This window comes from Rahnella inusitata, assembly GCF_965118895.1.
Taxonomy (GTDB): Bacteria; Pseudomonadota; Gammaproteobacteria; order Enterobacterales; family Enterobacteriaceae; genus Rahnella; species Rahnella inusitata_A.
Genome location: NZ_CBCPJJ010000002.1, coordinates 410,544 through 432,086 on the forward strand (window position 1 = coordinate 410,544; position 21,543 = coordinate 432,086).

Annotated in this window: 18 protein-coding genes; 16 read left to right on the top strand and 2 right to left on the bottom strand. The window is 53.9% G+C overall.

The window, feature by feature from the left end; all coding sequences use genetic code 11:
• Positions 1-25: 25 nt before the first annotated feature.
• Both ACMHLI_RS03500 and ACMHLI_RS03505 read left to right on the top strand, forming a co-directional pair.
• Entirely contained in the window at positions 26-1,006 is a 981-nt protein-coding gene (locus ACMHLI_RS03500; protein ID WP_413528254.1) for an MBL fold metallo-hydrolase, read from the top strand.
• 26 nt (positions 1,007-1,032) lie between these two features.
• Positions 1,033-1,776, top strand: a complete 744-nt coding sequence (locus ACMHLI_RS03505; protein ID WP_413528255.1) for a type 2 GTP cyclohydrolase I — start codon at positions 1,033-1,035, stop codon at positions 1,774-1,776.
• Here the strand turns inward: ACMHLI_RS03505 and ACMHLI_RS03510 are convergent.
• Positions 1,738-3,147 (bottom strand): MFS transporter, encoded by a 1,410-nt coding sequence (locus ACMHLI_RS03510; RefSeq protein ID WP_413528301.1) that lies wholly within the window; start codon positions 3,145-3,147, stop codon positions 1,738-1,740. The genes ACMHLI_RS03505 and ACMHLI_RS03510 overlap by 39 nt on opposite strands.
• Positions 3,148-3,436: 289 nt before the next feature.
• On the opposite strand from ACMHLI_RS03510, the gene pxpB reads away from it, so the two are divergent.
• The 5 genes from pxpB to nei are packed head-to-tail and all read left to right on the top strand — an operon-like array spanning position 3,437 to position 7,249.
• Entirely contained in the window at positions 3,437-4,102 is a 666-nt protein-coding gene (gene pxpB / locus ACMHLI_RS03515) for a 5-oxoprolinase subunit PxpB (RefSeq protein ID WP_413528256.1), read from the top strand.
• Positions 4,096-5,025: a 5-oxoprolinase subunit PxpC gene (gene pxpC / locus ACMHLI_RS03520; protein WP_413528257.1), complete on the top strand. Its 930-nt coding sequence runs from the start codon at positions 4,096-4,098 to the stop codon at positions 5,023-5,025. Before pxpB ends, pxpC begins: the two co-directional genes overlap by 7 nt.
• Positions 5,015-5,749 carry a 5-oxoprolinase subunit PxpA gene (gene pxpA / locus ACMHLI_RS03525; RefSeq protein WP_413528258.1) on the top strand — a complete coding sequence of 245 codons (735 nt, stop codon included), beginning with the start codon at positions 5,015-5,017 and terminating at the stop codon, positions 5,747-5,749. The genes pxpC and pxpA overlap by 11 nt, the downstream gene beginning before the upstream one ends.
• 55 nt (positions 5,750-5,804) lie before the next feature.
• The gene (gene pcp, locus ACMHLI_RS03530; RefSeq protein ID WP_413528259.1) at positions 5,805-6,455 is read left to right on the top strand and encodes a pyroglutamyl-peptidase I; all 651 of its coding nucleotides are present in this window, start codon (positions 5,805-5,807) and stop codon (positions 6,453-6,455) included.
• Positions 6,455-7,249, top strand: a complete 795-nt coding sequence (gene nei, locus ACMHLI_RS03535) for an endonuclease VIII (protein WP_413528260.1) — start codon at positions 6,455-6,457, stop codon at positions 7,247-7,249. The genes pcp and nei overlap by 1 nt, the downstream gene beginning before the upstream one ends.
• A gap of 86 nt (positions 7,250-7,335) precedes the next feature.
• Here nei and ACMHLI_RS03540 read toward each other — a convergent pair whose 3' ends face one another.
• Positions 7,336-8,619, bottom strand: a complete 1,284-nt coding sequence (locus ACMHLI_RS03540; protein WP_413528261.1) for a citrate synthase — start codon at positions 8,617-8,619, stop codon at positions 7,336-7,338.
• A gap of 756 nt (positions 8,620-9,375) precedes the next feature.
• Between ACMHLI_RS03540 and sdhC the strand changes: the two genes are divergently transcribed.
• The 9 genes from sdhC to cydA all read left to right on the top strand — a co-directional run bounded on the left by sdhC (position 9,376) and on the right by cydA (position 21,530).
• Complete coding sequence (gene sdhC / locus ACMHLI_RS03545) at positions 9,376-9,765, top strand: succinate dehydrogenase cytochrome b556 subunit (protein WP_015698116.1); 390 nt, start codon at positions 9,376-9,378, stop codon at positions 9,763-9,765.
• Positions 9,759-10,106: a succinate dehydrogenase membrane anchor subunit gene (sdhD, locus tag ACMHLI_RS03550; protein WP_112168980.1), complete on the top strand. Its 348-nt coding sequence runs from the start codon at positions 9,759-9,761 to the stop codon at positions 10,104-10,106. The genes sdhC and sdhD overlap by 7 nt, the downstream gene beginning before the upstream one ends.
• A 3-nt stretch (positions 10,107-10,109) precedes the next feature.
• Positions 10,110-11,876, top strand: coding sequence for a succinate dehydrogenase flavoprotein subunit (gene sdhA / locus ACMHLI_RS03555; protein WP_213051120.1), 1,767 nt, complete (start codon positions 10,110-10,112; stop codon positions 11,874-11,876).
• Between the two features lie 19 nt (positions 11,877-11,895).
• On the top strand, positions 11,896-12,612 hold the full coding sequence (locus ACMHLI_RS03560; RefSeq protein WP_112168978.1) for a succinate dehydrogenase iron-sulfur subunit: 717 nt from the start codon (positions 11,896-11,898) through the stop codon (positions 12,610-12,612).
• A gap of 407 nt (positions 12,613-13,019) precedes the next feature.
• Positions 13,020-15,827 carry a 2-oxoglutarate dehydrogenase E1 component gene (sucA, locus tag ACMHLI_RS03565; protein WP_413528262.1) on the top strand — a complete coding sequence of 936 codons (2,808 nt, stop codon included), beginning with the start codon at positions 13,020-13,022 and terminating at the stop codon, positions 15,825-15,827.
• Between the two features lie 46 nt (positions 15,828-15,873).
• Complete coding sequence (odhB, locus tag ACMHLI_RS03570; RefSeq protein ID WP_413528263.1) at positions 15,874-17,106, top strand: 2-oxoglutarate dehydrogenase complex dihydrolipoyllysine-residue succinyltransferase; 1,233 nt, start codon at positions 15,874-15,876, stop codon at positions 17,104-17,106.
• Between the two features lie 100 nt (positions 17,107-17,206).
• Positions 17,207-18,373, top strand: coding sequence for an ADP-forming succinate--CoA ligase subunit beta (gene sucC / locus ACMHLI_RS03575; protein ID WP_056771651.1), 1,167 nt, complete (start codon positions 17,207-17,209; stop codon positions 18,371-18,373).
• Positions 18,373-19,245 carry a succinate--CoA ligase subunit alpha gene (sucD, locus tag ACMHLI_RS03580; RefSeq protein WP_056771654.1) on the top strand — a complete coding sequence of 291 codons (873 nt, stop codon included), beginning with the start codon at positions 18,373-18,375 and terminating at the stop codon, positions 19,243-19,245. Before sucC ends, sucD begins: the two co-directional genes overlap by 1 nt.
• A 716-nt stretch (positions 19,246-19,961) precedes the next feature.
• Positions 19,962-21,530, top strand: coding sequence for a cytochrome ubiquinol oxidase subunit I (gene cydA, locus ACMHLI_RS03585; protein ID WP_112168975.1), 1,569 nt, complete (start codon positions 19,962-19,964; stop codon positions 21,528-21,530).
• Positions 21,531-21,543: the final 13 nt, after the last annotated feature.

Consider the following 21,543-nt stretch of genomic DNA (forward strand, 5'->3'; position numbering starts at 1 on the left):
AATCACCACGACAAGGAGCGATGTGATGAAAAAACACCTGCTGGCGCTGTTACTGGCGTGCTGGACGAGCCAGGCCGTGGCGGCCTTTGATGTGGTTGCACTGGGTGTCAACGGTGGCGTTGAGGAAGGAAATCTGACGTCATATCTGGTGCGCAGTGATGATCAAAAACTGTACCTCGGGCTGGACGCCGGTTCCGTATTGCCGGGCATCCGTAAAGCGCTGGAGAAAGGCAGTTTCCCCGAAGTGACGACTGAAAATGCCGCCCCCTACACCCCGCAGGGCGCGGTATTTCGCAACCTGATCGGCGGCTACTTTATCAGCCACGGTCACCTCGACCATCTGGCCGGGCTGATTATCAGCTCGCCCGAAGACACCAAAAAACCGATTTACGGCACCGCCGACACCATCGGCACGCTGCGTCAGCATTACTTCAACGGCCGCATCTGGCCGAACTTTACCGATTCCGGCAGCGGCCTGCGTATCGGCACTTATCGCCTGAATTTACAGCGTACGGATCAGCGATTCTCCCTTGGCCTTACCGGCCTTGATGGCCGCATTTACCCGCTCAGCCACGGCGGTACGCCTTCGAGCATGATTCTGGTCAGCCGCAATAACCAGTCCTTTGCCTTCTTTGGCGATACAGGGCCGGATGAAGTCGAGAAATCAAAAAATCTCGACGCCGTCTGGCGCGTGCTCGGCGATGAAATCAAGGCAAAACGCCTGAAGGGGCTTATCATCGAAACCTCTTATCCTGATGACGTACCTGACAGCAAACTGTTCGGTCATCTCACGCCGCACTGGCTGCTGAAAGAGCTTGGCAATCTGCAACAATACGCCGGTGGGGAGGGAACGCTGAAAGACCTGACGGTGATTATCAGCCACGTGAAACCCAGCCTGAAAGCCGGTGCGGATCCTGAAAAAGAGATCATGCAGCAGCTGGAGAAAGGCAATAATTTGGGCGTGAAGTTTGTGCGGATGCAGCAGGGTGATAAATTAACGTTTTGATAAGCCATTCTAACCCGGGAATAACCATGAACAATCTCCAGCTTGAAGCCCTGATTAACCAGAAACTGGATGTCAGTAATTTCAATGATTACGCGCCTAACGGCCTTCAGGTCGAGGGGCGTCGTAATGTGCAGCGCGTGGTCACCGGGGTGACGGCGTCTCAGGATCTGCTGGATGCCGCGATTGCCGTCGAAGCGGACGCAATTTTGGTGCATCACGGTTACTTCTGGAAAAACGAACCGGCGGTTATTCGCGGTATGAAGCGCAACCGGCTGAAAGCCCTGCTGGTGAATGATATCAATCTGTATGGCTACCATTTACCGCTCGATGCCCACCCGGTACTCGGTAATAACGCGCAGCTGGCTGAGTTATTTGGCATTGATGTGCAAGGTGAAGTCATGCCGCTGGTGCCGTATGGCGAGCTTGTAAAGCCGTTATCCGGGGAAGCATTACGTCAGCGGATTGAAGTGATTTTAGATCGCAAAGTGCTGCACAGCGCGCAAGGTGGGCCAGAGGAAATCCGTCGCGTCGCATGGTGTTCCGGCGGCGGTCAGGGCTTCATTCAGCAGGCGGCAGAGTTTGGCGTGGATGCATTCATCAGCGGCGAAGTCTCCGAGCAAACCATCCACATCGCCCGCGAAATGGGGCTGCATTTCTATGCCGCTGGCCATCACGCCACCGAACGTTATGGCGTGAAAGCCTTAGGCGAATGGTTGCAGGAAGAGCATGGGTTAGATGTGATGTTCATCGACATCGATAACCCGGCCTAGAGTTTTTGTTTCTTCCGGCACACTGTCTTCGAGCAACGTAAATGCCCGCTGTAAGCCGGTATCCACTTCGGGGTCTGCACCCTGCGGCGGATACGGGCTTTCTTCCTCTTCTTCAGTCACTTCATTTTCTTCCACTGCCGGTTCGGTGACGTTTTCCGGCGCAGGCATCGTTTCCTGAATCATTTGCTCGTCAAAGGCCGGATTCAGCGCAGGCGACAGCGGTGAACTGCTCAGGCTGTCCGGCATAGCGATGTGCGGCAGAGGCGCATCGACCGCCATCACAGTTTCTTCTTCTTTCGCCGAGGTTCGGCTGAGCGCAACGATTGCCGCTCCGCACAGGGCGAAAAAGGCATACAGAATATTGCCGCCGAGCGGTTCCATCAGCGCGCCCACGGCCAGCGGACCGATACAGGCACCGACGCCAAACGCCATTAGCAGACAGGCGGAAAGCGAGACGCGGCGCTCCGGTTCGATCATGTCATTGGCCAGGGCCACAACCAGCGGATACAGCGTGAACTGCATCAGGCTGACCACAAAACCGATGCCGAGCAGCACGGGGAACGAAATATGCGTGAGCAACGCCAGCGGCAGGGCGGCGACCGCCAGCAGGATCGCGTTGATGCGCATCAGCATATTTCGGTTATAGCGATCTGACAGCCAGCTCAGCGGAAACTGCGCCAGCAGCCCGGCGAAGATCGCCAGCGCCATAAACAGACCGGTTTGCTGAGTGGTCAGCGATTGCTGGCTGGTGTAAATCGGCGCCATCCCGTAAAACGAACCGACCACCATGCCGATGACCAGCGTAATCGCCAGCACCTTAGGGATCGCACCGATGAAGAATTTAAGCTCCATCGGCGCCGGAGACATATGGCCAACGTTGGTGCGCGTCGTCAGCGCGATGGGGACCAGACAGAGCGCGAAACACAGCGCGATCATGATGAGCGTACTGACGCCAAGGCCGCTGTCGAGCATCAAAACGACCTGACCGAGCGACATCCCGAGGTATGACGCCACCATGTAAAATCCGAAAACCACGCCGCGCTGATTGGCCTCGGCCTGATCGTTCAGCCAGCTTTCCAGCACCATGTATTGCACCATCATGCACAGGCCGATGATCAGCCGCAGCACCACCCAGACGGGGATAATGTCGGTCAGACCGTGACCCAGAACGGCGGCGGTAATGATGCCGGAGCAGGAGACGTAGGCGCGAATGTGCCCGACGCGGGCGATCAGGATATGGCCGACTTTACCGCCGATCACCAGCCCGATGTAGTTGGCGGCGATAATCGCCCCGATCATCGCGCCGCTGACGTGTATCGCCGACAGTCGCAGGGAAATGTAAGTGGTGAGCAGGCCGGAACCGAGCAGCATCAGTAATGTGGTGGTATAAAGCGGAAAAAAGAGTGCTAAAGGTTTTCTCACGGGCTGTCCCTTTCATTTTGTAAATACTGCGTTATCCAAACGCTAAAAAACTGCAACACCTCTGAGAGTAGCAGGTGCGGGCGATGGGCGAAACCTTCACAGTTCTTTGGTGGTCTTTGACAAGTTGACATCCTCTGTCGCTTTCCCGCATAACTACCCTTAATCTACATACTCTTATCGGGACATTGAGTTCATGAATAACTCAATGATCCACAACCCTTCTTTGAGGAGTGTCTGAGTGCAACGAGCACGATGTTACCTGCTGGGTGAACGCGCGGTAGTGCTGGAACTGGAACCGCCTGTGACGCTGGCCAGCCAGCAGCGGATCTGGGGGCTGACCCAACGTTTACAGGATCGCGTGGCCTATCCCGGCGTTCGCGAAGTCATTCCCGGGATGAATAATTTGACGGTCTTACTCACCGATGCGCAAAGCTCCGCGCTGGACGCGATTGAGCGCCTGCAAACCTGGTGGGAAGAGAGCGAAGCCATTGAACCGGCTTCCCGACTGATTGAAATCCCGGTTATCTACGGCGGTGAGCAGGGACCGGATCTGGAGAACGTCGCCCGCCATACCGGAATGACGCCGCGTGAGGTGGTCGGGTGCCATTCGGGTATCGATTACACCGTTTACTTCCTCGGTTTCCAGCCCGGCTTCCCGTACCTTGGCGGAATGCCGGAGCAACTGGCTACGCCACGCCACGGCGAACCGCGGCTTTCAGTCCCAGCGGGATCGGTTGGCATCGGCGGCAGCCAGACCGGTATCTATCCGCTGGCCACGCCCGGTGGCTGGCAGCTGATCGGACAGACGACGCTGGCGATGTTTGATCCCACGCGTTCATCACCGACCTTATTACTACCCGGTGATCACGTGCGCTTTGTGCCACAGAAGGAGGGCGTATGCTGAAGGTTTTACGCGCAGGGATGTTTACCACGGTGCAGGATTTGGGGCGCAACGGCTACCGCCAGCAGGGCGTTAGTCAGTCAGGCGCGCTGGATGCGCCGGCGCTGCGCATTGCCAATCTGCTGGCCGGCAATGATGAGAACGCCGCCGGGCTGGAGATTACCCTTGGCCAGTTCAGCGCCGAATTTCATCGCGAAGGCTGGATGGCGCTGACCGGCGCAGGATGCCACGCGCAACTCGACGGCAAAGATGTCTGGACCGGCTGGCGTTACGCCGTGAAGCCGGGTCAGGTGCTCACCATGAAAACGCCGACGCGAGGGATGCGCAGTTATCTGGCGGTTTCTGGCGGGATCGATGTGGCGGAAGTGATGGGCTCACGCAGCACCGATCTGAAAGCAAAATTCGGCGGTTTTAACGGTCGTGCGCTCCAGGACGGTGATGTGTTGCCGACCGGTGACAGTTTCCATATGCCAAAAAGCGCAGGCGGTATCAAACAACTGCTGTTTGGTAACCGTATCCGCGCAATACCGGGGCCGGAGTATCAGGAGTTCAGCGCCGAAGCGCGTGATGCTTTCTGGCGTGCGTCATGGCAACTGAGCCCGCAAAGTAACCGCATGGGTTATCGCCTGCATGGCCACGCGCTGAACCGGGAAACCGACCGAGAGATGCTGTCTCACGGGCTGTTACCGGGTGTGGTGCAGGTGCCGCACGGCGGCCAGCCGATTGTGTTGATGGCCGATGCGCAGACCACCGGCGGCTATCCGCGTATTGCCTGTGTGATCGAAGCCGATCTCTATAATCTGGCGCAGATCCGCCTGGGGGAACCGGTGCATTTCGTGAAATGCACGCTGGAAGAAGCGCAGAAAGCCCTGCGCGAGCAGTCATTGTTTATCGAACAGATCAAGCGGGGGCTGTATGACCGTTGATCTCAACGCCGATCTCGGTGAAGGCTGCGCCAATGACGAGGCGCTGTTACAGCTGGTCAGTTCCGCCAATATCGCCTGCGGTTTTCACGCCGGAGATGCGCAGACAATGCAGCAATCGGTGCGCTGGGCGATGAAGTACAACGTCGCAATTGGCGCGCACCCGAGCTTTCCCGATCGCGAAAACTTCGGTCGCACCGCTATGCATCTGCCGCCGGAAACCGTTTATGCGCAGGTGGTCTATCAGCTCGGCGCACTGGCGGCCATCACCCGCGCCGAAGGCGGAAAGATGGTACACGTCAAGCCGCACGGTATGTTGTATAACCAGGCAGCGACCGAAACGCAGCTGGCTGACGCCATTGCCCGCGCAGTCTGTGACGTCGACCCGACGTTGCGTCTGGTCGGTCTGGCGGGCAGTGAGCTTATCCGCGCCGGTGAGCGATATGGGCTGGCAACGCGCCAGGAAGTGTTTGCTGATCGCCGCTATCAGAGCAATGGTTCTCTGGTTCCTCGCAGTCAGCCCGATGCGATGATCGACACTGACGAACAGGCGCTGGAACAGACGCTGGCCATGGTACAACAGCAAAAAGTCCTCAGTCGCGAAGGCGTCTGGGTGCCGGTGCAGGCCGACACCGTCTGCCTGCACGGTGACGGTGAGCATGCTCTGACATTTGCGCGGCGGCTGCGTGAGGCGTTTAGCGAGCGGGGGATTGAAATCCGATCATAATTACCTCATAGCTAACAGATGAGATATCAGTCTTGCACTACAACAAGGATCTATCATGCGTAAAGTCTTAGTGACCGGTTTCGACCCGTTTGGCGGCGAGCGTCTCAATCCGTCGTGGGAAGTGGTGAAATTACTGGGTGATCTGGAGCTGTCGGGCGCGCAGATTGTGGTGCGGCAGCTGCCTTGCGTGTTTGGCAAAGCCATTGACGCCCTGAATGCGGCGATTGATGAAGTACATCCGGAAATGGTGCTGTGCGTGGGTCAGGCCGGCGGGCGCAGTGATTTCAGCGTTGAGCGTGTGGCAATCAATATTGATGATGCGCGGATCCCCGATAACGAGGGCAACGAGCCGGTGGATGCACCGATTGTTGCCGACGGCCCGGCGGCCTATTTTTCTTCGCTGCCGATCAAAACCATCGTGAATGGTTTGCGCGAATCGGGTATTCCCGCGTCGGTGTCGCAAACGGCGGGCACTTATGTGTGTAATCACGTGATGTATGGGTTGATGCACCGGCTGGCACATCCTTCATGCAGCGTGGTGAAAGGCGGCTTTATCCATATTCCTTATCTGCCTGAACAAGCCGCAAAACATCCGGGCGAACCAAGTATGTCAGTACACACTGTGTTGAATGCCCTTGAACTGACTATCGCCATTGCCCTGCATACTGAGCAGGACCTGCGAATTGCCGAGGGTGCGACTCACTGATGCCTGAAGGTCCTGAAATTCGCCGCGCGGCCGATTTACTGGTACGCGCGGTCGTCAATAAACCGCTCACGGATGTCTGGTTTGCTTTCCCCTCATTGAAACCTTACCAGTCGGCTCTGCGTGGCACGAAAATCACGGCGATTGAAACGCGCGGTAAAGCGCTGCTGACCCATTTCTCGAACGGCCTGACGCTTTACAGCCACAATCAACTTTATGGCGTCTGGCGGGTAGTGAAGACCGGTGAAACACCGAAAGAAACCAAACGTTCACTGCGGGTGCAGCTGCAGACCACCGATGCGGCGATCCTGTTGTACAGCGCGTCTGAAATCGGGATTTATGATACGGCGGAAATAGAGAATCATCCGTTCCTGCAACGTATCGGCCCGGACGTGCTCGACGAGACTCTGACGGTCGCGCAGGTTCGCGAGCGTTTACTTTCACCCAAATTTCGTAACCGCCAGCTGGGGGGCATGTTGCTCGATCAGGCGTTTCTTGCCGGGCTGGGAAACTATCTGCGGGCGGAAATTCTCTGGCTGGCAAAACTGCTGCCGGATCATAAACCGAAAGAGCTGAAAGAGGCCGAGCTGGATGCGCTGGCGGATGCCTGTTTGTCCGTCGCGCGATTATCTTACGCCACCCGGGGAACGATGGACGAAAATGTGCATCACGGCGCGTTGTTCCGGTTCAAGGTATTTGGCCGGACCGGCAAACCTTGTGAACGCTGCGGCGACCCCATCGTTAAAAGCAGCGTGTCATCGCGGCCGTTTTTCTGGTGCCCGGTGTGTCAGGTGTAAAGCGAACCGGCTGACGTTATCCAATAAAAATGGCACCCGCGAAGGTGCCATTTTTGTCAGTGCTGATTCTAATTAAAAATCAGCGTTTATTTTTTCAGCTGAGAATGGAAATCACGTTTGTCGTAGCCGGTGTACAGCTGACGAGGGCGGGCGATTTTAATGCCGTCCTGATGCATTTCGCTCCAGTGTGCAATCCAGCCCACGGTACGCGCCATCGCGAAGATAACGGTAAACATGGAAGATGGAATGCCCATCGCTTTCAGGATGATGCCGGAGTAGAAATCGACGTTCGGATACAGTTTCTTCTCGATGAAGTACGGGTCGTTCAGCGCGATGTGTTCAAGCTCCATCGCCACTTCCAGCAGGTTATCTTTCAGATCCAGCTCTTTGAGCACTTCATGACAGGTTTCACGCATTACGGTGGCGCGAGGGTCGTAGTTTTTATAAACACGGTGACCAAAGCCCATCAGGCGGAACGAATCATTTTTATCTTTTGCGCGTTTAACGAACTCAGGGATGTGATCCACGCTGCTGATTTCTTCCAGCATTTTCAGCGCGGCTTCGTTGGCACCGCCGTGAGCCGGTCCCCACAGAGAAGCGATACCTGCGGCGATACAGGCGAACGGGTTAGCGCCACTTGAGCCAGCGGTACGCACTGTTGACGTTGAGGCGTTTTGTTCGTGGTCGGCGTGCAGGATCAAAATTCGGTCCATCGCACGTTCCAGAATCGGGTTCACTTTGTATTCTTCACACGGCGTGGAGAACATCATGTGCAGGAAGTTACCGGCATAAGACAGGTCGTTGCGCGGATACACAAACGGCTGGCCGATGGAATATTTGTAGCACATCGCGGCAACGGTCGGCATTTTGGACAGCAAACGGTAGGCGGCGATTTCACGGTGACGCTCGTTTTCGACGTCAATCGAGTCGTGATAGAACGCGGCCAGCGCGCCGGTCACGCCGCACAGCACGGCCATCGGGTGAGAGTCACGGCGGAAACCGTGGAACAGACGGGTAATCTGCTCGTGCACCATGGTGTGACGGGTCACATTGGTTTTGAATTCTTCGAATTGCTTCGGTGTCGGGGTTTCACCGTTCAGCAGCAGGTAGCTCACTTCCAGGAAGTTAGACTCCTTCGCCAACTGATCAATCGGGAAGCCGCGGTGCAACAGAATGCCTTCTTCACCATCAATGTAGGTGATTTTGGATTCGCAGGATGCAGTAGACGTGAAACCGGGATCATAGGTAAAAAGGCCTTTTGAACCGAGGGTGCGGATATCAATTTCATCCTGGCCCAGCGTGCCGGATAGCACATCCAGTTCAATCGGGTCGTGACCTTGTAGGGTAAGTGTCGCTTTGTTATCAGCCATTTACAGTCTCCTTAGCGCCTTATTTTTAAAAATCGATAACAACAGAAATGCCTGGAAGCGACGCCTTGTAAGGTCATTATTATTATCAGCCTTAACTCTGCGATCGTATCGGAAGGGAACGTAGAGCTGAGTCGAATTGCAGTCTCAGACTGCTCTGTGACAAACAAGCGGCGTTTCATCGTTGTTAAAGATTCGGTAAATCATTACTGTTCTGTCGCTCAGTACCTGTGAGGAATATGAGGATTTACACAATCACCACTTTTGCATAACTTGGCCTGACAGGGAAGACCCCGTCTTACGATTGTGTGATCCACTGATTCTCTGAATACTTTCCCTTGTTGATGCGTTCGGGTAAAGCCGGTATGTGCTCAGTGTCACAGTCCTATAGGGATGCATCATATGTAATGGAAATGTTGATCAAATGTCAAACTCGATAATTTATTTTGTGTGATTTGTCGAATTTGGGAGATAACTCACTGTTTCGCAGAAATGTGAATAAAGCATTTGTAGGGCAATTGTAATAAGAATGTGATCAACCTATACTTCGACGAGGTCTCCGGGCAAACCCTGAAGTAGGAGCACCCAGCGTTATTTTCTGAGCATTTCGCGTTTCCCAAACGTAAACACTGAGAAAATGCATCACGCGCCGTTTAAGCACATTGGATGTCGTTGTTTGAGCGCGAGGGATGAAGGCTTACAGTCTTAATGCTGTCTGACACTGCTCCAGACCGGAGGAAGTAAAATAATAAGAGCTGTGTGGGCAAAACCGTGAAAAAACAAAGACCTGTCAATCTGGATCTGCAAACGATCCGGTTTCCCGTTACTGCGATAGCGTCCATCTTACACCGAGTCTCTGGCGTAATAACCTTCGTCGCCGTCGGTATCCTCCTCTGGCTGCTAGGCCTGTCTCTCTCTTCTCCGGAAGGGTTTGCGCATGCGGCTGCCATCATGAATAGCTTCTTCGTCAAATTCATCTTCTGGGGAATACTTACTGCGCTGGCCTATCACGTCTGCGGTGGCATCCGCCACTTGCTGATGGATTTTGGCTATATCGAAGAGAGTTTGGCTGCCGGTACCCGTTCTGCCCAGGTGGCAATCGGTCTGACCGTCGTGCTGTCAATTCTGGCTGGAGTCCTCGTATGGTAAGCAATGTTTCTGCATTAGGGCGCAATGGTGTGCACGACTGGCTGTTACTTCGTGCTTCCGCAATTATTCTCACCCTGTACATCCTTTATATTCTGGGCTTCGTGGTTCTGGCTCAGGAACTGACTTTTGATGTCTGGCATGGCTTCTTCGCTTCCTCCATCACCAAAGTATTCACACTGCTGGCGCTGCTGTCGATTTTGATTCATGCGTGGATCGGCATGTGGCAGGTGTTAACGGACTATGTCAAACCGGTAGCTGTTCGACTGGTGCTGCAACTGGCCATCGTCGTCACGTTAGTGGTTTACCTACTTTACGGAACAATTGTTGTTTGGGGAGCGTAGTAAATGAATCTGCCAGTCAGAGAGTTTGATGCTGTGGTGATCGGTGCAGGTGGCGCCGGTATGCGTGCAGCATTACAGATTTCGCAAACGGGCCAGACCTGTGCCCTGATTTCCAAAGTCTTCCCGACCCGATCCCATACGGTGTCAGCGCAGGGCGGTATTACCGTCGCGCTGGGCAACACCCATGAGGATGACTGGGAATGGCATATGTACGACACCGTAAAAGGTTCCGACTACATCGGCGATCAGGACGCGATTGAATATATGTGTAAAACCGGGCCGGAAGCGATTCTGGAACTCGAACACATGGGTCTGCCTTTCTCCCGTCTTGAAGACGGCCGTATTTATCAGCGTCCGTTTGGTGGCCAGTCGAAGAACTTCGGCGGCGAGCAGGCGGCACGTACCGCCGCTGCTGCTGACCGTACCGGTCACGCATTGCTGCACACGCTGTATCAGCAAAACCTGAAAAACGGCACCACGATTTTCTCCGAATGGTATTCACTGGATTTAGTGAAGAATCAGGATGGCGCGATCGTCGGCTGTACAGCTATCTGTATCGAAACCGGTGAAGTGGTCTACTTCAAAGCCAAAGCGACCGTGCTGGCGACCGGCGGGGCAGGCCGTATTTACCAGTCCACCACTAACGCGCACATCAATACCGGCGACGGTGTTGGCATGGCGTTGCGCGCTGGCGTGCCGGTGCAGGACATGGAAATGTGGCAATTCCACCCGACCGGTATCGCGGGCGCGGGCGTTCTGGTAACAGAAGGCTGCCGTGGTGAAGGCGGTTATCTGCTCAATAAAGATGGCGAACGTTTCATGGAACGTTATGCGCCAAATGCCAAAGACCTGGCGGGTCGTGACGTGGTGGCGCGTTCCATCATGATCGAAATCCGTGAAGGCCGTGGTTGCGAAGGTCCGTGGGGCCCGCACGTTAAACTGAAACTCGATCATCTGGGTCGTGAAGTGCTGGAATCCCGCCTGCCGGGCATTCTCGAACTCTCCCGCACCTTCGCTCACGTGGATCCAATCAAAGAGCCGATCCCTGTTCTGCCAACCTGCCACTACATGATGGGCGGTATTCCGACCAAAGTGACCGGTCAGGCGCTGCGTGTGAACGAGAAGGGCGAAGACGTAGTGATCCCTGGGCTGTTTGCGGTCGGCGAAATTGCCTGTGTCTCCGTTCACGGTGCGAATCGCCTCGGTGGCAACTCGCTGCTGGATCTGGTGGTATTTGGTCGCGCTGCCGGTATGCACTTGCAGGAATCTATCAATGAGCAGGGCGACAGCCGTGAAGCCTCTCAGGACGATATTGATGTTTCCCTTGAGCGTCTGAACCGCTGGAACAATACCCGTTCCGGTGAAGATCCGGTGGCTATCCGCAAAGACTTACAAGCCTGTATGCAGAACAACTTCTCGGTATTCCGCGAAGGCGATGCGATGGCAGAAGGTCTGGAACAGCTGAAAGTGATCCGCGAGCGCCTGAAATCTGCCCGTCTGGACGATACCTCGACGGAGTTCAACACTCAGCGCGTGGAATGTCTGGAGCTGGATAACCTGATGGAAACCGCGTTCTCGACGGCCGTCTCCGCCAACTACCGTACCGAAAGCCGTGGCGCACACAGCCGCTTCGACTTCCCGGATCGGGATGATGCGAACTGGTTGTGCCACACGCTGTATCAGCCGGAAACCGAAAGCATGACCCGCCGTGAGGTGAACATGCAGCCTAAGCTTCGCGCGGCGTTCCCGCCGAAAGCGCGTACTTACTAGGGCGTAGCGGAGACAGAATATGAAACTCGAATTTTCGATTTATCGCTATAACCCGGACGTCGATGACGTCCCGTACATGAAAGATTATGTGCTGGAAGCCCAGGAAGGGCGCGACATGATGTTGCTCGATGCGCTGATTTTGCTGAAAGAGCAGGATCCGACGCTGGCCTTCCGCCGCTCTTGCCGTGAAGGCGTTTGTGGTTCCGACGGTCTGAACATGAATGGTAAAAACGGTCTGGCATGTATCACGCCAGTCTCGACCTTACGCCATGGCAGCAAGAAGATTGTTATCCGTCCGTTACCTGGGTTACCGGTTGTGCGCGACCTTGTAGTGGACATGGGGCAATTCTATAAGCAGTATGAGAAGATTAAGCCTTACTTGTTGAATGATGGGAAAAATCCTCCGGCGCGTGAACATTTACAGATGCCGGAAGAACGCGAAAAACTGGACGGATTGTACGAATGTATTCTCTGCGCCTGTTGCTCGACGTCGTGCCCATCCTTCTGGTGGAACCCGGACAAGTTTGTCGGTCCGGCAGGTCTTCTTGCCGCTTACCGTTTCCTGATCGACAGCCGCGATACCGAAACACAACCGCGTCTCGACGATCTCAATGATGCTTTCAGCGTATTCCGCTGCCACAGCATCATGAACTGTGTGAGTGTATGTCCGAAAGGGCTAAACCCGACCAAAGCAATCGGCCATATCAAATCGATGCTCCTACAACGCGGCGCCTGACAAGATAAGCCATGCCACAGCGGGAACTCAGGTTCCCGCTGTTATTTACCCATAAGCGCTACTTACAATAGTTACAAATGTGCTAACTGAGGCGCTGATAGCAAATAAGTAATTTTTTAATAACAAAGTAGCAACAAGTGCAACAAAGTTGCGCCTGACTGGAGTAAGATAGTGGGGTAAAAATCAGGGACATCTATTTTCAGCTGTTTTGTAAAGAAGGGGAGAAAGATAAGCAGGGCAACTTCAAAAGTCAGTCACGCGCATGGCGGATTTTTGAAGGTTCCTTGAAGAGCCAAACGCTCAACCAACGAACTGTTTTAGTAAGGAAAACCGTTTTACCGCGGTGTATCACGGTCATTATTATTAACCACGGCGAAAACTAAAGCTTCAAAGCTTAAGGGATCACGATGCAGAACGGCGCAATGAAGGCCTGGCTGGATTCCTCCTATCTGGCGGGTGCGAACCAGTCTTACATAGAACAACTCTATGAAGACTACTTAACCGATCCTGGTTCCGTTGACGATAGCTGGCGTTCGATTTTTAAACAGCTACCAACAGTGGGTGTGAAACCAGAGCAACTCCATTCTCAAACACGGGACTACTTCCGCCGTCTGGCGAAAGACGCGTCACGTTATAACTCCTCCATCAGCGATCCAGAAACGGATGCCAAGCAAGTTAAGGTGTTGCAGTTAATCAACGCCTTCCGCTTCCGTGGCCATCAGAACGCGAACCTTGATCCCCTCGGCCTGTGGAAACTGGACGATGTGCCCGATCTCGACCCTGCGTTCCATCATCTGACCGAAGCTGATTTCCAGGAAACCTTCAACGTCGGTTCTTTTGCCATCGGCAAAGAAACCATGCAGCTCGGCGAGCTGTATAAAGCCCTGAAGCAAACCTATTGCGGCTCCATCGGTGTGGAATACATGCACATCACCAACACCGAAGAGAAACGCTGGATCCAGCAGCGTGTCGAATCCGTGGTCGGTCGGGCAAACTTCACTGATGCAGAAAAGAAAACGTTCCTGAAAGAGCTGACCGCAGCAGAAGGTCTGGAACGTTATCTGGGCGCGAAATTCCCGGGAGCCAAACGCTTCTCGCTGGAAGGTGGCGATGCGCTGGTACCGATGTTGAAAGACATGATCCGTCACGCGGGCAAAAATGGAACGCGTGAAGTGGTGCTGGGTATGGCGCACCGTGGTCGTCTGAACGTGCTGATCAACGTGCTGGGTAAAAAACCTCAGGATCTGTTTGACGAATTCTCTGGCAAACATAAAGAACACCTGGGTACCGGCGACGTGAAATACCACATGGGCTACTCGTCTGATGTGGAAACCGAAGGCGGTATGGTTCACCTGGCGCTGGCGTTTAACCCGTCGCATTTGGAAATCGTCAGCCCGGTCGTCATCGGTTCTGTCCGTGCGCGTCGTGATCGTCTGGACGAAGCGCGCAGTAACATGGTTCTGCCTATCACCATTCACGGTGACGCGGCAATTACCGGTCAGGGCGTGGTTCAGGAAACTCTGAACATGTCGCTGGCACGTGGTTATGAAGTGGGCGGTACCGTGCGTATCGTCATCAATAATCAGGTGGGCTTCACCACCTCGAACCCGAAAGATGCGCGTTCGACCGATTACTGTACAGATATCGCGAAAATGGTGCAGGCGCCGATTTTCCATGTGAATGCAGATGATCCGGAAGCTGTGGCTTTCGTTACCCGTCTGGCGCTGGATTTCCGCAATACCTTTAAACGCGATGTCATGATTGATCTGGTTTGCTACCGTCGCCACGGCCATAACGAAGCCGATGAGCCAAGCGCAACGCAGCCACTGATGTACAACAAGATCAAGAAACACCCGACGCCGCGCAAAATCTATGCAGACATCCTGACTGAGCAGAACGTTGCCAGCCTGGAAGATGCAACCGAAATGGTCAACCTTTACCGCGATGCGCTGGATGCCGGTGAGTGTGTGGTGGAAGAGTGGCGTCAGAATGACATGCACACGTTCACCTGGTCACCGTATCTGAACCACGAATGGGACGAACCTTATCCGAACAAGGTGGAGTTTAAACGTCTGCAGGAACTGGCTCGTCGCGTCAGCCATGTACCGGATGCCATCGAAATGCAGTCACGCGTGGCCAAGATTTATGGCGACCGTAACGAGATGGCCGAAGGGAATAAGAAGTTTGACTGGGGCGGTGCCGAAAATCTGGCTTACGCCACGCTGGTCGACGAAGGTATTCCTATCCGTCTGTCCGGTGAAGATACCGGCCGCGGAACCTTCTTCCACCGTCACGCGGTGATCCACAATCAGAAAAACGGTTCCGTGTATGTGCCGTTGTCGAATATTCATAACAGCCAGGGCGAATTCAACGTCTGGGACTCCGTGCTATCCGAAGAAGCGGTGCTGGCGTTCGAATACGGTTATGCCACGGCTGAACCGCGTACGCTGACCATTTGGGAAGCGCAGTTTGGCGATTTCGCCAACGGTGCTCAGGTAGTTATCGACCAGTTCATCAGCTCCGGCGAGCAAAAATGGGGCCGTATGTGCGGCCTGGTCATGCTGTTGCCGCACGGCTACGAAGGGCAGGGGCCGGAGCACTCCTCCGCGCGTCTGGAACGCTATCTGCAACTTTGCGCTGAGCAAAACATGCAGGTGTGTATCCCGTCTACCCCGGCGCAGGTTTACCACATGATCCGTCGTCAGGCGCTGCGCGGTATGCGTCGTCCGCTTATCGTGATGTCACCGAAGTCTCTGTTGCGTCATCCGCTGGCGGTTTCCACGCTGGACGAACTGGCCAACGGCAGCTTCCTGCCGGCGATTGGTGAAGTGGACGAACTGGATCCGAAACAGGTTAAGCGCGTCGTGATGTGTTCAGGTAAGGTCTACTATGATCTGCTGGAACAGCGTCGTAAGAACGAAAAAACCGACGTCGCGATCGTCCGTATCGAGCAGCTGTATCCGTTCCCGCACAAAGCCATTCAGGAAGTGCTGGAACAATACGCACACGTTCATGATTTCGTCTGGTGTCAGGAAGAGCCGCTGAATCAGGGTGCATGGTACTGCAGCCAACACAATTTCCGTGAAGTGATTCCTTTCGGGGCTTCTTTACGTTACGCAGGACGCCCGGCCTCTGCCTCACCGGCAGTCGGCTACATGTCCGTTCACCAGAAGCAACAGCAAGATCTGGTTAACGATGCGCTGAACGTGAAATAACCGCGTTGGTGTCAGTTAACTATATGGAACATAAGAAGGATTGATAATGAGTAGCGTAGATATTCTGGTCCCTGACCTTCCTGAATCCGTTGCGGATGCGACGGTTGCCACCTGGCACAAAAAGCCGGGCGACAGTGTTGAACGTGACGATGTACTGGTAGAAATCGAAACCGATAAAGTGGTTCTGGAAGTGCCTGCAAGCGAAGCCGGTATTCTGGACAGCATCATCGAAAACGAAGGCGCAACGGTAATTTCCCGTCAGATTCTGGCGCGCATTCGTCCGGGTAACAGCTCTGGTAAGCCAAGCACTGAGAAAAGCTCCGATAAAGAAGCGACTCCTGCGGCACGTCACACAGCTGCGCTGGAAGAAGAGAGCAGTGACGCCCTCAGCCCGGCGATTCGCCGCCTGATTGCAGAACATTCTCTCGATGCCAACGCCATTAAAGGCAGCGGTGTGGGTGGTCGTCTGACCCGTGAAGACGTTGAGCAACATTTGGCAAAAGCCAAAGATGCCAAACCTGCAACAGCACCCGCTTCAGCGCCTGCTGCCAGCGAGACACCGGCACCGGCTCTGGGTTCACGCAGCGAAAAACGCGTACCGATGACCCGTCTGCGTAAACGCGTAGCCGAGCGTCTGCTGGAAGCCAAGAACAGCACTGCGATGCTGACCACCTTTAACGAAATCAACATGAAACCCATCATGGATCTGCGTAAGCAGTACGGTGATGGTTTCGAAAAACGTCACGGCGTGCGTCTGGGCTTCATGTCTTTCTATCTGAAAGCCGTGGTCGAAGCGCTGAAACGCTATCCGGAAGTGAACGCCTCTATCGATGGCGAAGATGTGGTTTACCACAATTACTTCGACGTCAGCATTGCTGTTTCAACGCCACGCGGCCTGGTGACCCCGGTTCTGCGTGATGTGGATACGCTGGGCATGGCGGATATCGAGAAAAAAATCAAAGAGCTGGCCATCAAAGGCCGTGACGGCAAATTGAAAGTGGAAGAACTGACCGGCGGTAACTTTACTGTGACCAACGGCGGTGTCTTTGGCTCCCTGATGTCAACGCCAATCATCAACCCACCGCAGAGCGCGATCCTCGGCATGCACGCCATTAAAGATCGTCCTATGGCGGTGAATGGTCAGGTCGTGATTTTGCCAATGATGTATCTGGCACTGTCCTACGATCACCGTCTGGTTGATGGCCGCGAATCGGTTGGCTTCCTGGTGACCATTAAAGAGATGCTGGAAGATCCGGCTCGTCTGCTGCTGGACGTTTAGTCCCCGGTTGCCGTAAGTAAAAGAGATCTCGACCCACAGTGGCACGGTTCGCCGTGCCACTGACAAAGCCCTCCTACTGAATAAGAATGGATAGAACATCATGAATTTACATGAGTATCAGGCGAAACAGCTTTTCCTGCGCTACGGCCTGCCAGCACCATCAGGCTTCGCCTGTTCCACCCCGCGTGAAGCGGAAGAGGCTGCATCGAAAATCGGTGCCGGCCCGTGGGTGGTGAAATGTCAGGTTCATGCCGGTGGTCGCGGTAAAGCGGGCGGCGTGAAAGTGGTAAAAAGCAAAGAAGAAATTCGTGCTTTCGCTGAACACTGGCTGGGCAAACGTCTGGTAACTTACCAGACAGACGCACAGGGCCAGCCGGTTAACCAGATCCTGGTTGAAGCGGCGACTGACATTGATAAAGAACTGTACCTCGGCGCGGTAGTCGATCGCAGCTCCCGTCGTGTGGTGTTCATGGCGTCTACTGAAGGCGGCGTGGAAATTGAAAAAGTGGCGGAAGAAACCCCGCACCTGATCCACAAAGTAGCACTGGATCCGCTGGCAGGTCCGCAGCCGTATCAGGGCCGCGAACTGGCTTTCAAACTGGGTCTGACCGGTAAGCAGGTTCAGCAGTTCACCAAGATCTTCATGGGTCTGGCGAACATCTTCCTTGAGCGCGATCTGGCGCTGATCGAAATCAACCCGCTGGTGGTGACCACTGCCGGTGACCTGATTTGCCTCGATGGCAAACTGGGCGCAGACGGTAACGCTTTGTTCCGTCAGCCAGAACTGCGCGAAATGCGCGACCACAGTCAGGAAGATGCCCGCGAAGCTCAGGCTGCGCAGTGGGAATTGAACTACGTGGCGCTCGACGGCAACATCGGTTGCATGGTGAACGGTGCCGGTCTGGCGATGGGTACCATGGACATCGTGAAACTGCACGGTGGCGAACCGGCTAACTTCCTCGATGTTGGCGGTGGTGCAACTAAAGAACGCGTGACCGAAGCCTTCAAAATCATCCTGTCTGATGAAAAAGTGAAAGCCGTCTTCGTAAACATCTTCGGCGGTATCGTTCGTTGCGACCTGATCGCCGACGGTATCATCGGTGCGGTGGAAGAAGTGGGCGTCAGCGTGCCGGTTGTGGTACGTCTTGAAGGTAACAATGCCGAGCTGGGCGCCAAAAAACTGGCGGACAGCGGTTTGAACATCATTGCAGCGACCAGCCTGACGAATGCGGCTCAACAAGTTGTCGCGGCAGTGGAGGGGAAATAATGTCGATTTTAATCAACAAGAACACCAAAGTTATCTGCCAGGGTTTCACCGGTAGCCAGGGGACTTTCCACTCCGAACAAGCCATCGCTTATGGCACAAAAATGGTCGGCGGCGTTACGCCGGGCAAAGGCGGCACTGAACATCTGGGCCTGCCGGTGTTCAACACCGTGCGTGAAGCGGTAGAAACCACCGGCGCTACCGCGTCTGTGATTTATGTTCCGGCACCGTTCTGCAAAGACTCCATTCTGGAAGCGCTGGATGCGGGTATTAAACTGATCATCTGTATCACCGAAGGCATCCCGACGCTGGATATGCTGGTCGTGAAGATGAAACTGGATCAAAGCGATGCGGTGATGATCGGGCCAAACTGTCCGGGCGTGATTACTCCTGGCGAATGCAAAATCGGCATCATGCCGGGCCATATTCACCTGCCTGGCAAAGTAGGCATCGTTTCCCGCTCCGGTACATTGACCTATGAAGCGGTTAAACAGACTACCGATTACGGTTACGGCCAGTCTACCTGCGTCGGCATCGGCGGTGACCCGATCCCGGGTTCTAACTTCATCGATATCCTGAAGCTGTTCCAGGAAGATCCGCAGACTGAAGTGATCGTGATGATCGGTGAAATCGGTGGTAATGCGGAAGAAGAAGCGGCTGCTTATATCAAAGCACACGTGACCAAACCGGTGGTGGGTTATATCGCGGGTGTGACTGCGCCGAAGGGCAAACGTATGGGGCACGCTGGCGCCATCATTGCCGGTGGTAAAGGTACTGCAGATGATAAGTTCGCTGCGCTGGAAGCGGCCGGTGTGAAAACCGTTCGCAGCCTGGCTGATATCGGTGAAGCAGTGAAATCTCTGCTGCCACAGTAAGTACGACATCACCCGCCAGTAAAATTCTGGCAGGCTGAAAGCTACAAAGATTCGACATGTTGGTCACCTTCGGGTGACCTTTTTTATTGCTGCTATAATGTTTAACAATAACTGATTTAAGTCATAATTATTAACAAAGCAAGATGGGTTCATTAGAAATGAAAAGTTAATAAATAGAGCTTTTAAAGTAGCCAAATGAGTATTATTGCCAACCATTCAAACACAATTAATTAACAATAAAGTCATCATTAAAGTGTATTGAAACCCATCAGTAACATCCGGAAATATTTTTTTGTAATTTGCGTTGTTCAATATAGAAATAAACAATGAGATAGGCTTAAATTGCGTCAGATCAATTTCACCCGAAGAGGCAGATCTGAGCGCTAATTGACCTGTATGCGTAAATCCGCTTTGGGTCACTAAAAAACCTATTTATTGTGTGGAATTAGTGGCGTAACATATTGGCCCTGTAACATCAGTTTTTTGTATGTTTATTTTCCCCGACATTTTTCCTGTCCGCAAAGCCCTTTTGAGGCTTAAAGGCCGGTTTTTATCGGGTATCAGAGTGCCTGCGAGCCGGCTTTACTCCGTCATATCGCAGACATTTCTGTTTTGCACACATTTGATTTGAATTCTGGTAGTCATGAGGCGTTCCGGGTGACCGATTCGTCAGAGATCGCAAGTTGGGGTCTTCCTCCGAGGAGCAAGGGGTCAAGATGTTTGATATCGTTGAACTGTCGCGTTTACAGTTTGCTTTAACAGCCATGTACCATTTCCTATTTGTCCCATTAACGCTGGGTATGGCGTTTTTACTGGCAATTATGGAAACGGTTTATGTGCTTTCCGGCAAACAAATCTATAAAGATATGACCAAATTCTGGGGCAAACTCTTTGCAATTAACTTTGCACTGGGCGTCGCCACCGGTTTAACCATGGAATTCCAGTTCGGGACCAACTGGTCATATTTCTCACATTACGTCGGTGATATCTTCGGTGCGCCTCTGGCGATTGAAGGTTTAATGGCGTTCTTCCTTGAATCTACATTAGTCGGCCTGTTCTTCTTCGGTTGGGATCGTCTGTCTAAAGTTCAGCACATGACGGTGACCTGGTTTGTTGCCCTCGGGTCGAACTTATCAGCATTGTGGATCCTGGTGGCGAACGGCTGGATGCAGAACCCGATTGCATCAACCTTCAACTACGAAACCATGCGTATGGAAATGGTCAGCTTCTCCGAGCTGGTCCTGAACCCGGTTGCGCAGGTTAAATTCGTTCACACCGTGGCGTCCGGTTATGTGACTGGCGCGATGTTCATTCTGGCTATCAGCTCTTACTACCTGCTTAAAGGCCGTGACATCGGTTTCGCGAAGCGTTCATTCGCTATCGCTGCAAGCTTCGGTCTGGCCGCTGTGCTCTCCGTGATCGTACTGGGTGATGAATCCGGTTACGAAATGGGTGACGTACAAAAAACCAAACTGGCTGCCATTGAAGCTGAGTGGGATACCCAACCTGCACCGGCCAGCTTCACGCTGTTCGGTATGCCGAATCAGGACAAAATGGAAAACGAATATTCTATTCAGATTCCATACCTGCTGGGCCTCATCGCAACGCGTTCCGTCGATACGCCGGTCACCGGTCTGAAAGACCTGATGGCGCAACACGAAGTGCGTATTCGCAACGGGATGAAAGCGTACACCCTACTGGAAGAACTGCGTTCAGGTAACACTGACCCGAAAGTGCGCAGCGATTTCGAAAGCGCCAAGCAGGATCTGGGCTACGGTATGCTGCTTAAACGCTATACCGATAACCCGGCTGATGCGAGTGATGCACAGATCCAAAAAGCCACCAAAGATTCTATTCCACGCGTTCTGCCGCTGTACTTCGCATTCCGTATCATGGTTGCCTGCGGCATCCTGATGCTGGTGCTGATCGGTCTGTCCTTCTTCGCAGTTATTCGCGGCAAGATTGGTCAGAAACGCTGGCTGCACCGCGCGGTGTTCCTCGGCCTGCCATTACCGTGGATTGCTGTGGAAGCAGGCTGGTTTGTGGCGGAATACGGTCGTCAGCCTTGGGCGATTGGTGAAGTGCTACCGACTGCGGTTGCGCACTCTTCACTGACGGTAGGTGATGTACTGACGTCTATGATTCTGATTTGCGGCCTGTACACCCTGTTCCTGATCGCTGAGATGTTCCTGATGTTCAAATATGCACGCCTGGGCCCAAGCAGCCTGAAAACAGGTCGCTATCACTTTGAACAAACTCCAGCGCCACTTGAGCAAACTCGGTAAAAGGGAGTCGAAA

What these genes read in the sequence shown, in the direction of transcription:
- pcp (WP_413528259.1), top strand. Translation starts at nt 5,805, where the DNA reads ATGCGTAAAGTCTTAGTGACCGGTTTCGACCCGTTTGGCGGCGAGCGT.
- sdhA (WP_213051120.1), top strand. Translation starts at nt 10,110, where the DNA reads ATGAATCTGCCAGTCAGAGAGTTTGATGCTGTGGTGATCGGTGCAGGT.
- ACMHLI_RS03560 (WP_112168978.1), top strand. Translation starts at nt 11,896, where the DNA reads ATGAAACTCGAATTTTCGATTTATCGCTATAACCCGGACGTCGATGAC.
- ACMHLI_RS03505 (WP_413528255.1), top strand. Translation starts at nt 1,033, where the DNA reads ATGAACAATCTCCAGCTTGAAGCCCTGATTAACCAGAAACTGGATGTC.
- sucA (WP_413528262.1), top strand. Translation starts at nt 13,020, where the DNA reads ATGCAGAACGGCGCAATGAAGGCCTGGCTGGATTCCTCCTATCTGGCG.
- sucD (WP_056771654.1), top strand. Translation starts at nt 18,373, where the DNA reads ATGTCGATTTTAATCAACAAGAACACCAAAGTTATCTGCCAGGGTTTC.
- ACMHLI_RS03510 (WP_413528301.1), bottom strand. Translation starts at nt 3,147, where the DNA reads ATGCTGCTCGGTTCCGGCCTGCTCACCACTTACATTTCCCTGCGACTG.
- cydA (WP_112168975.1), top strand. Translation starts at nt 19,962, where the DNA reads ATGTTTGATATCGTTGAACTGTCGCGTTTACAGTTTGCTTTAACAGCC.
- ACMHLI_RS03500 (WP_413528254.1), top strand. Translation starts at nt 26, where the DNA reads ATGAAAAAACACCTGCTGGCGCTGTTACTGGCGTGCTGGACGAGCCAG.
- sdhD (WP_112168980.1), top strand. Translation starts at nt 9,759, where the DNA reads ATGGTAAGCAATGTTTCTGCATTAGGGCGCAATGGTGTGCACGACTGG.
- odhB (WP_413528263.1), top strand. Translation starts at nt 15,874, where the DNA reads ATGAGTAGCGTAGATATTCTGGTCCCTGACCTTCCTGAATCCGTTGCG.
- nei (WP_413528260.1), top strand. Translation starts at nt 6,455, where the DNA reads ATGCCTGAAGGTCCTGAAATTCGCCGCGCGGCCGATTTACTGGTACGC.
- sucC (WP_056771651.1), top strand. Translation starts at nt 17,207, where the DNA reads ATGAATTTACATGAGTATCAGGCGAAACAGCTTTTCCTGCGCTACGGC.
- ACMHLI_RS03540 (WP_413528261.1), bottom strand. Translation starts at nt 8,619, where the DNA reads ATGGCTGATAACAAAGCGACACTTACCCTACAAGGTCACGACCCGATT.
- pxpA (WP_413528258.1), top strand. Translation starts at nt 5,015, where the DNA reads ATGACCGTTGATCTCAACGCCGATCTCGGTGAAGGCTGCGCCAATGAC.
- pxpC (WP_413528257.1), top strand. Translation starts at nt 4,096, where the DNA reads ATGCTGAAGGTTTTACGCGCAGGGATGTTTACCACGGTGCAGGATTTG.